Consider the following 15,475-nt stretch of genomic DNA (forward strand, 5'->3'; position numbering starts at 1 on the left):
TCGCATTTGTTGATTCGGCGATCGCATTTGTTGATTCGGCGATCGCATTTGTTGATTCGGCGATCGCATTTGTTGATTCGGCGATCGCATTTGTTATTTCGTTCCTAGCCTCCAGCCTGGGAACAAGTCGGGGCAAGAGATGTATCTTAACTTAGTACCATTCGGTATAAGTCCTAAAAAAAATTAATCGGAGAACAACGTGAAAATAGCGATTATTGCTAAAACATTAATTACATCTATATCTTTGTTAACTTTATTTGTCCCAAGTCAAGCATCGGCTCAACTGATACCGCAACCTTGGGTTTCAGTCGGTGGAAAAGATGGTGATATAACTTATGCTGTCGGAGCTAGGGCTTTGAATTTCGGAGTTGAAATAGGAACTGGTGCTGATGGTGCTACGGGAGTAGATGTTTTAAAATTTATCAATTTGCCTGTAATTTCACCTTATGTAGGAGTCGGACTTTATTCAGAGGATAAAGGCGTTGCAGTTTCAGGTGGCGTTCAGGTAAGTGCTACTAATAACGTTTTTGTCGGTGCTGGTTACAATTCTATTCGTGGCTTTAACGGGCAACTGGGAATAAGATTTTAACTAATATCATGTCCGCTTAATTATTTATTAAACCTGAAGAACCCCACCCCCGCCAAAGCTATGCTTTGTCTCCCCTCCCCGTTTGGGCTACGGCGTACACACAAGTTTCTTGACCTGCAATGGCATTGCATTGACTAACAATGGCATTGCATTGACTAACAATGGCATTGATATCGACTGACAATGGCATTGCATCGACTAACAATGGCATTGCATTGACTAACAATGGCATTGCATCGACTGACAATGGCATTGCATTGACTAACAATGGCATTGCATCGACTAACAATGGCATTGTATCGACTAACAATGCTATTTCTCTGGTTCCCATGCTTTGTATAAGAATGAGTTAAGCCTCATCAAGCTAGGTTTTTAGAACTTGTATGTACACCGTAGGCTCTTCAGGAGGGGCTGGGGGTGGGGTGTATTGACTGTGGTTAGCATAACTAAATTATGCAGGGGAAGTAATTGAAGTTGAGATTAGTTCTCTAACATGCTCTGCGGAATCTTGTTGTAATGCTGATGCCACGATCGCTTCACTTTCAGCTATACTTAACCGAGCGATCGCCTGTTTCACTCCAGGTATACTTTGGGGATTCACGCTCAATTCATCCAGCCCTAAACCTAATAAAATTGGTGTTGCTAAAGTATCTGCTGCCAATTCTCCACATAATCCTACCGAAATCCCTGCTGTATGGGCAGCTTGGACAGTTTGCTGCACCATTCGCAATACGGCTGGATGTAGGGCATCAACCAAATTTGCCACGCGGGGATTAGTGCGATCGCTAGCCATAACGTACTGACTCAGATCATTAGTCCCTATACTAAAGAAGTCTACTTCAGTAGCTAACCGATCGGCGATCGCTACTGCTGACGGAACCTCCACCATAATTCCGACTTTCATCGCTGCATCAAAGGAAATACCAGCTTGATTTAGTTCAGCCTGCACTTCACCCAAAATCACCTTAGCTGCACGCACCTCTGTCACCGTAGAAATCATTGGCAACATGATTTTAATTTGGTGTCCGACACTAGCTCTCAAAATTGCCCGTAACTGAGTTTTGAACAAATCCAAATGATCTAAACAGAAACGAATTCCCCGCCAACCTAAGAAAGGGTTAGCTTCTGGAAACCCTACTCTGAGATAGGGAAGTGGCTTATCACCACCGACATCGAGGGTACGAATAATTAGCGGACGATTATCTAAAACTTGGGCGATCGCCTGATATACTAATAATTGTTCTTCTTCAGTTGGAGCGCTTATTCGGTCTAAATACAGAAACTCAGTGCGGAGTAGTCCCACACCTTCTGCACCGCTAGCCACAGCAACTTGCACATCATTTATACTACCAATATTGGCGAAGACGCTAACTTGCCGACCATCACGAGTAATCGCTGGCTGATGTGCCGTAGCTTGTGCTTCCTGTTGGGCAGTTTGCCAAGCTTCTTGCTTTGCTGCCAGTAAATCCAGGATATCTGATTCTGGTTCTACCCAAGCTCTGCCACTTTCACCATCAAGTGCCATCAGTGTACCATCAGCCAAGTGCAACACCTGGGCATCTACTCCCAAAACTGCCGGAATACCCAACGTCCGGGCGATAATTGCACTGTGGGAAGTGGCGCTACCAGAAGTTGTACAAATTCCCAACACCTTTGTCGGATCTAGTCCAGCGGTATCTGAGGGGGTTAAATCAGTCGCCACCAAAATTGCAGGTGACTCAAGATGCAGGTTAGCCGCAGCATTCCCAGCTAGTAATCGCAGCACTCTTTGCCCGACATCCACAACATCGTCAACTCGCTCTTGCAGATAAGAATCTTCAAGTGCGCGGTAGGAAGTCGCTACTTGATCGACTACAGCTTGCCAAGCTGCTTCAGCATTTATATGGTTATCTAAAATGCGCTGATGAGCCGCTGACAACAGTACTGGATCTTCTAAAAATAGTAGTTGGGCATCAAAGATGGCGGCTTCAGCGTCACCAATTTGCAGAGATGCTTGTGAGAAAACTGCTTGAATTTCTTGTCGGGCAGTGTTAATCGCTGCCTGTAATCGTTGCCACTCTGCATCAGGATTGTCTACGTGGTATTCCGTAATAGCAATGTGAGTAGGTTGATAATGAACAACAGGTGCGATCGCTACTCCACCAGAAGCTGCAATTCCCGAAAGTTCGCCGTGAGTTGCTGGAGTAACTTTATGGTGAAAAGCTGATGGATGATTCAAGGCAACATTATCTTCACCAAAGTTATTGGCAAATAATCCCTGCAATGCTGCCAGTGCCTCATCTGCATCAGAACCAGTGGCAGTAATCAGCAGTTCGTCTCCTTGACGCACCCCTAAAGTTGTGACTTGGTTAATACTGTCACCCCTGACTAGCTCAGTATTTCTCGTTAAATTCTGCACCAGAATTTGGGATTGAAACCGGGCTGCGGTTGCGACAAACTGGGCTGCGGGGCGGGCGTGTAATCCTAAGCGATTGCTCACAATCAGCTGGATTTCTGGCGTTGGCGATTCTATATTGGTTGTTATTGGGCTAACAACAGACAACGGCCTACTAACTACACCCAATTGAGTTGCTTTTGCTAAGAGGGCGCCGCGTGCTTCCGCCATAACTTGGTGAATATCTCCACCAGCCCCCGCCGCCACTACAGCAGCGATCGCGCCTTCTACTAAAGGTGCTTCACACAAATACACTTTCTCCTGCTGTGCTTCTGGCAGAAACTCGATTGCCATTTCCGCACTCAGCAAAGCACTACCCAAATCCATTAACACCAAGACACCATCATCAGAAAAAACAGAAGCGATCGCCTCATAAACCTGAATCGGATCAGTACCCAATGGATTTTCAGAATCTTCAATACCTGCTGCAACAGCAATGGGAACTTGGCCCTGAACCATTTGCGCGGCGAGTTCCCGCACACCCAAAGCTAGTTGTTTACTGTGAGAAACGAGAACAATTGCGATCGCGGCCACACCGTCAACCTTGTTGAGAGGTTTGCGTTTAGCTAGTTACCCATTTCATTTTCCCATTCTGCTACAATTGCAACTGCCCGAAAATATTCCGGTCTTTCCAGCTAGAAATGCGAATAAAATAGCCTTCTTTCATGGAAATACGTGGTGTCCACTCATAAACTCCATCGCTAGCAGTACGGGAAGAAATGTTTTGGATAAGTTTGTCCCCATCGTACAACTTAATCGAGACATCACCGTCAAAATTATCCTGCCACAATATTAAAAAAGGTTGATCCTTCTTTGGAAGTACTTTACCAACTGGTTGACTGATCAAGATTTTTGGCGCAACCTGATTTTTGCTTTTCTTACGGAATCCCAGATAATGAGGTAGGTGTCGGAAAGTAGGATTTTCTTGCAGATTAGACAGTTGGGGAACAATAATGTTTCCCTTCTGGGAATTGAACAAATAAGTTGATTTACCGCCGTCAACGGTAATGATATCGCCTTTGACTCCTAATTTCCGTAATAAATCGGCTGCCTCATCCAGAGTTGCTTGGTTCACCGTCATAATCAATAACAACTCGTCACCTTTAACACCATCTTTGTTCAGAGTACTGATGACTTGATACTTATTCGCTTGGTTTTGGGCTAAGACTTTCGCTGGATGATCGCTATATCGGTAAGTAACAATCGCATTCTTGACTGCTTTTTGGTTAAGAGGCGCACCACTAGCTTGGTTGTAATCGGTAATATATGCCTGCTTATCATCCCAGACTAAAGTCTTGAGGCGAATATTACGATAATATTTATCTTTTGGTTCCTTGATTGGGCCATAGGGGCTAGTACCGCCAGTGATGACTATACCATTGAGTTTAATTGGAAAAGATAATTGAGTACTAGATTTATATTGCTCAAAGAAAGAACAATTAATCATCGAAAAAACGTTGTTTGCATAAAGTTTTTGATATTCGTCTGTAACTTCAGAAAACAACTTATTTTGGAAAAAAGGGCTGTAATGTCCACCTTCTCCTTGATAATACTTCCCTTCATTTAGACCCATATTATCTACCTCTTTGATAATTTGGTCTATGTGCATTTTGCGGAGATTAATAACTTGTAAATACGCTTCGTTACCATTCGTTAATTGTTTTTGATATAAAGCTGCACCGTCTACAGCTTGGAGAGGCTGATAAGACGATAAAGGATTGAAAGTTTGGGCAATCCAAAAGCTACTCAGAATCGGCAGCAAAAAAAGTAGTAAATTGATTAGAGCATTCATCGTCTTGCGATCGCAACTCCACAAAAAATGGCGTTTACGTCATTTTACCAACTTACCTGAATAGAACTATTGCATAAATATTTTGTGGTATAGTATTGGGTTGTTTCAATTTCAGATTTGGCAATTAAAATGGGAAGAATTTATCAATTTTTTCGATTAGCTATTATCAAGCGATCGCTTGGACTATTGTTGGAGTTAGCACCTTCACAGTAATTTGGGCTTCAGTCTTCCAAATTGATGAATCAATTCATGCTACTGGCAAGTTAGAACCACAGGGTGCAGTCAAAAAAATTCAGGCTCCGATTCATGGTGTTGTCAACGAGATTCTAGTCAAAGATGGTCAGCGAGTACAAAAAAGGTGAAACACTCGTTAGCCTAGAAAAAACTTCTTCTGAGGCGGAGCTAACTTCTGTTGTGATTAGACTTATTGCATGAATCAATGAGCTTTCACCCTAAATCCCTCTCCCAAGCTTGGGAGAGGGACTTTGAAATTGGCTCCCCTTCTCCCAAAATTGGGAGAAGGGGTTGGGGGATGTAGCAATATCCCGCAGGGTGGGCGAATTTTGCATTTGTGTAAGAGGTCTATTGTTTTGTCTGTCTTCACATTTCTAGCTTACGGCCAACCATATACCACAAACCCACGGCATAGCGGATGTAATTGAGTTCTGTAAAACCTGCTTTCGCAAACTCGTACTCGAAGTTGAAATGGATAAAGTCATCCAACCACGGTTCTTGAAAAGAAGCACTCAGGGCGTATTCACCCCGATAGGTATCAGCGTATAGTATCCAACCACCGGGTTTGGTGATGCGGTACATCTCCTTAAGAATCTTAGGCGTCCACTCTTTAGGTGTCTCGTGCAAGAGTAGTGACGATGTGACAAGATCAAAGGAGTTGTCAGGGTAGCCAGTGTTACGAGCGTCCACCTGCTCGAAGTCAGCCCGCTCACTAAATCCAGCCTTGTTAAACTTGTGCTGACTAATCACCAGCATGTAAGGGGAAACATCAGTAACGTGAAAAGTGGCCTGTGGAAACCGCTGTGCCAGGGCTAACGCTCCACCAGCCGTACCTGCACCAAGCTCTAGCACCGTCTCAATTTGAGTGTCTTGAGGAATTAGTTCAGCCATTTTCTCGCGCAACTGCTGGCAACTAACGTTGTGGCTGAGGGGAATAATGGCATCCATAGCAGCATCCCAACCTAAGCACGATTGAGGGTTGGTGTAGGAATCGCTTACCCCATGAATGGGAGCGTGGATGTAGTCAGGGTAATATTCATGGTCGGTACGGTAGCCTTTGAGTTCCTCCGCCCAATTAATTGAGGCATATTCCTGCATTACTGAGGGCATCGCTGCGGTAATGCGTTGAATTACCTCGGTTCGATACGCTTGTTTTTTCTCTGCGTTCCATCTCGGCATAAATAAACATCTCCTACTTAGACTCGTTATTGGCGTTCCTTCCAGTCTGGGAACGAGAAATAAACTGCAAATACAATAGAGCAATACTTCGGACAGTTTTTAATTGAGCCAATCTACAAGAAAGCTATCGATCCATTAGGGTACTGATTAGAACAAACAAGCACTGGAACGATAGCTATATGTAAATTGTACAGAGTCTGCTAGAAAAAATGGGCGGTTTGGGCAAACCACAGATGAAGGCGTTAACAAAAAAATATTGTCATCTCTAGTAATGTACCAACGCGCCAAGACAGTTTACTCTATGCAAGCTATCAGGAATTGAATGACTAGGTTTGTAAGCCACTTTAGCTAGGGAGTGAACGGTGCTACTAGTGTATTTACTTTATAAAACAACTGCGTTGAACCTTCAATTAATGTTTTAGCAGCAGTTGAGATGTGTGGATCATCTGGGTTTGTCCAAAAAGGGTCTGGGCGGTAGCACATCGCCTCGCCATTTGCGCTGATTGGAGTAATTATTCTACCGCGTGGTTTAATAATTCCATTAATGAATCGAATGCGAGGTGCTTAATATAGCACCTCGCATTCTGAAGATTTTTATTTGACTGTGGCGTAGAGGATTAAACAACTAGAAAGTTGTTTTGGCTTAGTGACACTCCACCAGATAGTTGTGCAAATTGTACCTGAGTAAATCCACCCGCACTGCCATCTTGGTCAAAATATAGTGCACCTGTAGTGTTGTTATAGATAAATCGCTGATCGATCTTTGTTGCAGATGTTCCAAGGGTAAAAGAGCTAGCTGAGAGTAAACCTGATGATAACGCGCCACCAAAACCAGCAGCCGATACCCGAATCAGTTCATTAGTTGCGTTGAAGTTATAAATACTATCAACACCTTCATTGAAACTATTGAAAGCAAAGGTATCAGTACCAGATCCTCCATAGAGGTTATCATTACCTTTGCCACCTTTGAAGGTGTTTTTACCAGAAGCGCCAGAGGCTGTGAGAGTATCATTACCATCGCCTCCATCCAGTAGATTATTGCCTGATGAATAGTCAACAATCAAGCGATCGTCATTAGCACCACCATTGAGCGTGTTATTCCCAGAGACAGTATAAGCTCCGTACGAGGAATATAAGGAGGCTGAACCAGCGGCTGTCAGAGTATCATTGCCATCGCCCCCAGAGAGTAGGTTATTGCCTGATGAGTAGTTAGTAACTAAGTTATCGTCACCAGCGCCACCATTGAGGGTGTTCTTACCAGAGATAGCATCGAGATAGAAATCGCCTCGGTAGTCATCGTAGGAGCCAGAGACGTTAAGAGAATCATTATCATCACCACCAGAGAGCGAATTATTACCATTTGAGTAGTCAGTACTCAAGTAATCCTTACCTGCACCGCCGAGAATCGTGTTATTTCCACGTCCCCCAGCGAGGGTATCGTTGCCATTGCTCCCCACAATCAAATCATCGTAGTTTGTACCTGAGATATTTAATTGTTCGATATTTTTGTAGCTAACCTGATTCGGGCCTGCTGTAATCGAACCAGTGTTAGTAGTAGCATTGAATGTCGTTGTGATTCCCTGGCCGATAGAATAGTTATAGAAGGACAACAAATCGTCACCTTTCCCTCCATCTATGGTATCTTTGCCGCGATCGCCTCCGGTGAGTATATCATTGCCATTGCCCCCCACAATCAAATCATCGTAGGCTGTACCTGAGATATTTAATCGTTCAATATTCTTGTAGCTAACCTGATTCGTGCCTGATGTAATCGAGCCAGTGTTAGTAACAGCATTGAATGTCGTTGTGATTCCCTCACCTTTGCTAGAATTACTGTAACAATAGGCTTCCAATAAATCATCACCTTTTCCCCCATCGATAGTATCATTGCCACTACTACTTCCGTAGAGCGAGATGGTATCGTTGCCATTGCTCCCCACAATCAAGTCATTGTAGACTGTAGCTGAGATATGTAATCCTTCAATATTTTTGTAGTTAATCAGATCCGTGCCCGCCCTAATCGAGCCAGTGTTAGTAGTAGCATTGAATGTTGTTGTGATTCCCTCACTAGGATAGATATACGAAACGCTCAACAAATCGTTACCTGTCCCCCCATCTACTGTTTGAGTCGCTAAGGAAGATGGGGAAGTATATAAAACGAAAGAGAAGGAATCATTACCATTCCCTCCATTGAAAATGTTATTACCAAACGTGCCATAGGCTTTTTTGTCGTCGTAGTAGCCAGAGGCAAAGAAAGAATCATTGCCATCCCCCCCATTGAGGATGTTATCGCCCGTTGAATAGTTAACACTCAATTGATCGTCACCAGCACCACCATTGAGAGTATTATTACCGGAGGTAAAAGAGGCGGAATAGTCGTAGTCGCGAGAGGCACTAAGAGAATCATTGCCATCTCCTCCATTGAGGATGTTATCGCCTGTTGAAAAGTTAGCATTTAATTGATCGTCACCAGCACCACCGTTGAGGGTGTTATTGCCATCTGTCTTAGACGTAGAGAGATTATCATTGCCATCTTCTCCATTGAGGATGTTATCGCCTGTTGAAGAGGTAGCACTGAATTGATCGTTACCAACACCACCGTTAAGGATGTTATCGCTTGTTGAATAATCAACATTCAAGTAATCGTTACCTTCACCGCCAAAAATCGTATCATTGCCATAATTTAAATCATTGCCACTACTGCCTCCGAAGAGTAAATCGTTGCCATTGCTCCCAACAATAAAGTCAGCGTAGGTTGTACCTCTAATTTCTAATTGTTCGATATTGTTGTAGTAAATCTGATTTGTGCCAGCCCTAATCGAGCCAGTGTTAGTAGCAGCATCGAAACTCGAAGTGATTCCTTTAGTAGCACTGGTGTAATATACAGACAAGTAATCCTCACCAGTTTCTCCATTTACGCTTTGAGTCGTTAAGGAAGAAGGGGCAGTTTTTGAGGCGGACAAATAGAAGGTGTCATTACCAGCGCCTCCATTTAGAGTGTTTCTACCCTGGACTTCATTGGCGTAAAAGGAATCATCGCCGTCTTTGCCTGAAACCGTATTGTTGCCAGCAGAATAGCTAATATCAAGGTAGTCATCCCCAGCATCTCCACTAAGGATGTTATTTCCAGAAGAATAGGCAGCATCAAGGGTGTCATTTCCCTCATCACCCCGCAGCAGGTTATTACCAGTACCACCACGCAGGGAGTCGTTATCTGTACCACCACGCAGGGAGTCGCTATCCGTACCACCAAGGAGAGTATCATTCCCTGCACCACCAATGAGGGTATCATTTCCGGCATCACCGCTTAAAAGGTCGTTGCCATTTTTGCCATCGATGATATCATCACCTACTTTAGCGTTAATTGTATCTGCGTCCTGGCTACCCAGTAGAGTATCCTTACCGTTGGTTCCAATGATATTCACCATAACTTTTATCTTCCTGAATCGATTTTTTGAGTAACTTCAGCTATTAACTTGTTGTTAATGTTGTTTAAGGACACACAGAAATCGCCGAGAGTTAACGCTTTCGACATACTTTTATGTCACCCTTGAGGGCTAGCAATTTTCTCGAAGATTTACCCTATTGATGAGCTTGTAAGTAGGACTTATCTAACTGACTTGAAAAAAGTAGGAGGTTCGGCAGCCCCCGTCTTGGCGGTTCCCGTCGATGGGGGACTGCCGAACCCGAAGGGCAGGAGGTTCAAAGTTAAATTCTTTACCTATTCCCTATTCCCTATTCCCTATTCCCTTTTTCATCCGTTATTTGTGTACGCGTTAATAATGCTAGTTACGACTATCTAAGTCTTAAGCACTGTACATATTTATGAGCGTGTATTTAGGAAAACACATGGTTTCACGCTTTTTTATCATCCTTGATCCGGCAGATCAACCCAGCCATCACTGACAAAGTGTCGAAAAATCAAGCTTGAATGCCTAAAACCCACACTTCATATTTTTTATCAAAGCGTAAGCCCTACTGTCGTAAATATAGAGAATAATTCACTTCTGATAGGGAAAGAATTTTTATACAGTCGTTGTGAGCTATTGCCCGTGGGTGTGTAGCTTAAAAATAGGGAACATCTAAATAACACTTTGATAACCATATCTGAACATTTACTGAGATGTCCACACTTAAAGACATATCTTTGCATACTCTTCATATTATTTGCCGACCAGTATAATGTCAGTACTTATCTTTATGTATTCTTCATATCTTGATAGCCACTAATAATAAAAATACAGCAGCTAAACAGCAGCTAAACAGTTGTTTTATCTGCTCGTGTAGCGTGTCGTCTCCTTAGTAGACAAGCAAGCTATAAAAGTTTTTGAAACCTGGGGTTATACTGTGAGGTTCTGACGACGAGTTACAGGAGTCGAAAGCGATCGCACCGGAGCATTGGCACGTTATCAAGAGCTACTTAGGGATAACTATCTCCACCAAATATACCTTCGTAGCGTAGGCGTAGCCCGTCCTAGCCATCGCATAGAAACTACTGAGGACGGTGGATCTGAAACTGGACTATATTAGTAGATTTTGAACAAAAATAGATTTTTATTAAAAATAACAGTCGCCAGGGAATGAAGGCGTATTAAATAATGGATTTGTTTGATCATGCCAATTTGAAAAAAGAATGCAATTTCAAAGCTCAGTCGGTGCTATTTTCTTCTAGCAATGCTAACTATAAGGGTACGATCGCGATCGCATCCTTCCTTATGATGTGGTCGAACCGATCCCTCGTTCACGGCTGGGTGCATTGCGAATCCCCATTGGCGAAGGTAGTGGTGGTATATCTGCACGCGAACTGTTCGAGATCGTTATTGGCGTAATGCACGAACTCTGATTATTTCAAGGCTCGTGCGATCGCAAACTAAGAGATTTGGGCTTGCTCAAGTTCTTGCAGCGATCGCTCTAGTTGAAGAGCATAATTTTGGTATTCTTGATAAAGATGGGCATTCTCTAGAGAAATGGCGGCTTGACCGCATAGCAGTTGGATAACTTTGGTGCGATCGCAGTCCGAATCGAATCATCAAAACGACTCTGAGCTAAATAAGATTGGATTTGAATCTCAATCGATTTCACCCGATCTTTTAAGACTTTAGCATGTTGTTGCACTTGCTCAACAAACTCTTCTACCTGGTCAAACTGACCCATAAGATAGGCAGCCGAAGCAGCTTCTTCATACAAAGCTAATGTGAGTGAATACTGTTGTTGCCAGCTATCTGTTCTTAATAGTTGAATACCGCAACAGATATATTCTATTGCATTCGTATAAGCAGTGGATAGTTTGGCTTTTTGCCCAGCCAGCAAATTTAACTCTGCTAATTGATCTCGGTCAGATTGTCCAGTTTGCTCTGGAGACAAATAACCGAGTGTCCCTTCTAATACATTAGGACTCATCAGGATTTGAGTTTCCCGTGGCAGCAGAGATGCAATACTAAAGTCAATTAACTTAACTTCTTTAGTTTCTGGATTAATTAAAATATTGGCGGGTTTAATATCTTTGTGAATAATCCGATGATGAATTAGAATATTTAATGCATCACACAGAGCGATCGCTATTTGTAAAAACTCTTGTAAAGACCCGATATCTAGCGTCTGGTAAGAAGCAAAATAATCTTTGAGAGAAATCCCACCAAAATCTTCCATCACCAACGCATAACCATTTTGATACGCCTCCAAGCTGTAGGTTTGGACGATCGCAGATGAGTTAAGATTTTTGGCAATTGTGTACTGATTGCGAAACTGCAACAGTTCGCTGAAACTGGGATATGAATTTTTTAGCAGTTTAATTACTACAGGTAATGAGTCAGTTTCTCGATACCCCCGATAAACTAGAGTTCTGGAACCATTGTAGATTTCTTTAGTTATGTCGTATCCGGGAATACTGACCATGCTGCTGACCATACTGCTAAACGCTGGTGATTTCTGAATTTATTGTTCCCAAATCAGTAACGCAAACTTATATGTGTTTTTTGATACAGCTAATAGAGGCAAATCATCGCAGTAGATAGAACTGTATTTGATGTCCCAAATTCAAAGGCGAATAGCCGGTCAGAAACGAGAACATCTTGCTAGAAGAAAGAAAAGTTGTTAGAAAAGCCTTAAATAATACTCAAAGAAGAAACAAAAGGAAAAAGGTTAGAAAAAACCCACCTCCTAAGAATCGATATGATAGAAAAGTAAACAAAATTTAAAAAATATTTATCGAATGGTAGATCAATCATCTGGCTTGTCCAAGGTCAAAGACTCATTAACACAAAAACTCTTCTTGGGTAATGAACCGAATGCAGAGTTAATTGCAATTCTCACCGTTTACTTTGTCCAAGGAATTTTAGGGCTATCGCGTCTAGCCGTTAGCTTTTTTCTCAAAGATGAACTACTCCTGAGTCCAGTCCAGGTATCGGCACTATTGGGAATTGTCTTCCTACCTTGGATGATCAAGCCGGTGTTTGGTTTTATCTCTGATGGCTTGCCTATATTTGGCTATCGTCGCCGTCCTTACTTGATTTTATCCGGGATATTGGGAACTGCTTCTTGGATCAGTCTGGCCACAATAGTTCATACTAGCTGGGCAGCTACATTAGCGATCGCTCTTGGCTCTCTCTCCGTCGCCATGAGTGATGTCATAGTTGACTCGCTAGTTGTGGAACGAGCCAGAGGCGAATCGCAAGCAAAAGCTGGTTCACTACAATCTCTGTGCTGGGGTGCTTCTGCGATCGGAGGTTTAATAACAGCCTACTTTAGCGGTCTGCTGCTCCAATACTTTACTACTCGTACTGTCTTTGGAATTACCGCTTTATTTCCGCTGATCGTTTCAGGAGTGGCTTGGTTAATCGCTGAGTCCCCCGTTAGCAAAGATGCTCAAGATAGCGAGCAGACCAACTCTTTACCAATCAAACATCAACTGGGGCAGCTACGCCAAGCCATTAGCCAAAAAACAATTTGGCTACCAACGGCGTTTATCTTCATCTGGCAAGCTACCCCAAATGCTGACTCAGCCTTTTTCTACTTCACTACCAACGAACTCCACTTTGAACCAGAATTTTTGGGGCGAGTACACTTGGTGGGAAGTTTCGCTTCTTTGGCAGGTGTTTGGATTTTTCAACGTTTCCTCAAAAACATCCCTTTTCGCGTGATTTTTGCTTGGAGTACAGTCCTTTCGTCAATTTTGGGGATGACGATGCTGTTGTTGGTGACTCACACAAACAGGCTATTGGGTATAGATGACCACTGGTTTAGTTTGGGTGATAGCCTGATTCTGACTGTGATGGGGAAAATTGCCTTTATGCAAGTGATGGTGCTAGCAGCAAGGCTTTGTCCTTCTGGTGTAGAAGCGACGTTATTTGCCTTGTTAATGTCAATCTATAATTCAGCCGGAACAGTTTCCCATGCATTTGGGGCATTAATCACGTATTGGCTGGGGATTACCGCAACAAACTTTGAGTCACTTTGGATCTTGGTGGTAATTACTAACCTCAGTACGCTGTTACCCTTACCATTTATCAACTGGCTACCTGCTGAGGAGCAAACTGAGACACCCAAAGATAACGAACAAGCGTTTTTGCCAGATTTGATGTCTGAGTTAATACTTAGAGAACCGGAGTCGGAAATAGTGGAATAGTGTAATAACTATCACATTAAATAAGTGAGTGCGCTGCCTTCCCGTTATAGTAAAGCTGCAAAGAAATTATTTGGAGCAGCTACATATCTTCGTGCAAAATAACAAGAAAAAATGAAGTATATGCAGAGTTTTCAAAGTCAAGAGAACCTACTTACAGAAAAATCCTACACCCGTGCAGACTGGCAAGGAGGATATCAATCTCTCACCCAAGAGTTTGATTATTGGATTGATGATATAGAAGGACAAATTCCCAGAGAATTACAAGGTACGCTGTTTAGAAATGGCCCTGGTTTGCTGGATGTGAATGGGCAACGTCTTCATCACCCGTTTGATGGGGATGGAATGATTAGCAAAATTACCTTTACGAACGGTCGTGCCCATTTTCGCAATCGCTTTGTCCACACAACTGGCTATTTGGCAGAGCAAAAGGCAGGAAAAATTCTCTATCGCGGTACTTTTGGCACTCAAAAACCCGGCGGTTGGCTAGCTAATATCTTTGACTTCAAACTCAAAAATATCGCCAATACAAATGTTATCTATTGGGGTGGTAAACTGCTAGCACTGTGGGAAGGGGCTGAAGCACATCGCCTCGATCCTTATACTCTTGAAACATTGGGTAATGAATATTTTAACGGTGTTTTGTCAGCAGGTGAAGCTTTCGCTGCACATCCCCGCGTGGAAAAGAATTGTAACCAAGATGGGGGCGCACCTTGCCTGGTAAACTTCTCGATTAAGCCGGGATTATCTACCATAATTACTATTTTCGAGCTAAACTCAGCAGGTAAAATTGTCAGACAGCACGCTCATAGTGTGCCAGGTTTCTGTTTCATCCACGATTTTGTCATTACTCGCAATTACTGCATCTTCTTTCAAAATCCTGTCACATTTAATCCCATACCTTTCGCCTTGGGAATACGTGCGGCGGGAGAATGTATCAAATTTCAGCCAAATCAGCCAACTCAAATTCTAATTATTCCCCGCTTCCCCAAAGAAGGGCAAGAAGAGATAAAATTTTTGGAAACTCAGTCGGGTTTCGTCTTCCACCACGTTAATGCTTTTGAGGTAGGAGAGGAAGTTTTGATTGACTCCATTTGTTACCAAAATTTACCAGAAGTGGAACCCAAAAGCGATTTTCGACAAGTTGATTTTGAAGCTTCTTCACCTGGGCAACTTTGGCGATTTTGTCTGAATCTAAAGAATGGGACGGTACGGCAGGAATTGATTGATGGGCGTTGTTGTGAATTTCCCAGCATACATCCGGCGAATGTGGGACACTCTTATCGATATCTATATATAGGTGCAGCTCATGCAAACACTGGGAATGCTCCCTTACAAGCATTGCTGAAAATTGATTTAGAGTCTGGAGAAAGACAACTTTGGAGTGCTGCACCCCGTGGTTTTGTAGGTGAACCGATTTTTGTCCCGCGCCCAGGTTCTGAAAAGGAAGATGATGGTTGGGTATTAGCTTTGGTTTATGATGCTGCCCATCACCGCTCAGATTTGGTAATTTTAGATGCTAGTGATTTTTCTAAAGGAGCGATCGCGCGGCTACATCTCAAGCATCACATCCCCTATGGTCTGCATGGAAGCTTTACTTCTGAGGTTTTTGTGGAAATTTGATCC

General features: G+C 43.0%; 9 protein-coding genes and 1 pseudogene. 4 read left to right on the forward strand and 6 right to left on the reverse strand.

The genetic code is table 11. The features are described 5' to 3' along the window. Window positions 1–199: 199 nt before the first annotated feature. A complete protein-coding gene (locus V7L12_RS02740; RefSeq protein WP_334825077.1) occupies window positions 200–589 on the forward strand; it encodes a hypothetical protein in 390 nt (129 codons plus the stop codon). A gap of 58 nt (window positions 590–647) precedes the next feature. Here V7L12_RS02740 and V7L12_RS02745 read toward each other — a convergent pair whose 3' ends face one another. The 5 genes from V7L12_RS02745 to V7L12_RS02765 form a co-directional block, all read right to left on the reverse strand. Beyond that, a complete protein-coding gene (locus tag V7L12_RS02745; RefSeq protein ID WP_335081930.1) occupies window positions 648–899 on the reverse strand; it encodes a hypothetical protein in 252 nt (83 codons plus the stop codon). A 141-nt stretch (window positions 900–1,040) separates the two neighbouring features. Next, window positions 1,041–3,557 (reverse strand): phosphoenolpyruvate--protein phosphotransferase, encoded by a 2,517-nt coding sequence (gene ptsP, locus V7L12_RS02750; protein ID WP_335081932.1) that lies wholly within the window; start codon window positions 3,555–3,557, stop codon window positions 1,041–1,043. A 61-nt stretch (window positions 3,558–3,618) separates the two neighbouring features. Beyond that, window positions 3,619–4,815, reverse strand: a complete 1,197-nt coding sequence (locus V7L12_RS02755; RefSeq protein WP_335081935.1) for a hypothetical protein — start codon at window positions 4,813–4,815, stop codon at window positions 3,619–3,621. Window positions 4,816–5,415: 600 nt separating this feature from the next. Then, window positions 5,416–6,228 (reverse strand): class I SAM-dependent methyltransferase, encoded by an 813-nt coding sequence (locus V7L12_RS02760; protein ID WP_335081936.1) that lies wholly within the window; start codon window positions 6,226–6,228, stop codon window positions 5,416–5,418. 617 nt (window positions 6,229–6,845) lie between these two features. Further along, the gene (locus tag V7L12_RS02765) at window positions 6,846–9,656 is read right to left on the reverse strand and encodes a beta strand repeat-containing protein (RefSeq protein ID WP_335081939.1); all 2,811 of its coding nucleotides are present in this window, start codon (window positions 9,654–9,656) and stop codon (window positions 6,846–6,848) included. Between the two features lie 1,292 nt (window positions 9,657–10,948). Between V7L12_RS02765 and V7L12_RS02770 the strand changes: the two genes are divergently transcribed. Then, entirely contained in the window at window positions 10,949–11,071 is a 123-nt protein-coding gene (locus tag V7L12_RS02770; RefSeq protein WP_335081941.1) for a hypothetical protein, read from the forward strand. 488 nt (window positions 11,072–11,559) lie between these two features. On the opposite strand, the pseudogene V7L12_RS02775 reads toward V7L12_RS02770, so the two are convergent. After that, window positions 11,560–12,135, reverse strand: a pseudogene (locus V7L12_RS02775) (serine/threonine protein kinase); the annotation flags it as partial. Window positions 12,136–12,439: 304 nt separating this feature from the next. Here V7L12_RS02775 and V7L12_RS02780 point away from each other — a divergent pair. Both V7L12_RS02780 and V7L12_RS02785 read left to right on the forward strand, forming a co-directional pair. Next, on the forward strand, window positions 12,440–13,852 hold the full coding sequence (locus V7L12_RS02780; protein WP_335081943.1) for a folate/biopterin family MFS transporter: 1,413 nt from the start codon (window positions 12,440–12,442) through the stop codon (window positions 13,850–13,852). Between the two features lie 120 nt (window positions 13,853–13,972). Further along, window positions 13,973–15,472: a carotenoid oxygenase family protein gene (locus V7L12_RS02785; protein ID WP_335081945.1), complete on the forward strand. Its 1,500-nt coding sequence runs from the start codon at window positions 13,973–13,975 to the stop codon at window positions 15,470–15,472. The last annotated feature ends 3 nt before the right edge of the window (window positions 15,473–15,475 follow it).

The organism is Nostoc sp. (assembly GCF_036918245.1).
Lineage (GTDB): Bacteria > Cyanobacteriota > Cyanobacteriia > Cyanobacteriales > Nostocaceae > Nostoc.

Coding starts and splice junctions, on each gene's coding strand:
- V7L12_RS02755 (WP_335081935.1), bottom strand. CDS start 4,815: ATGAATGCTCTAATCAATTTACTACTTTTTTTGCTGCCGATTCTGAGT.
- V7L12_RS02760 (WP_335081936.1), bottom strand. CDS start 6,228: ATGCCGAGATGGAACGCAGAGAAAAAACAAGCGTATCGAACCGAGGTA.
- V7L12_RS02765 (WP_335081939.1), bottom strand. CDS start 9,656: ATGGTGAATATCATTGGAACCAACGGTAAGGATACTCTACTGGGTAGC.
- V7L12_RS02780 (WP_335081943.1), top strand. CDS start 12,440: ATGGTAGATCAATCATCTGGCTTGTCCAAGGTCAAAGACTCATTAACA.
- V7L12_RS02785 (WP_335081945.1), top strand. CDS start 13,973: ATGCAGAGTTTTCAAAGTCAAGAGAACCTACTTACAGAAAAATCCTAC.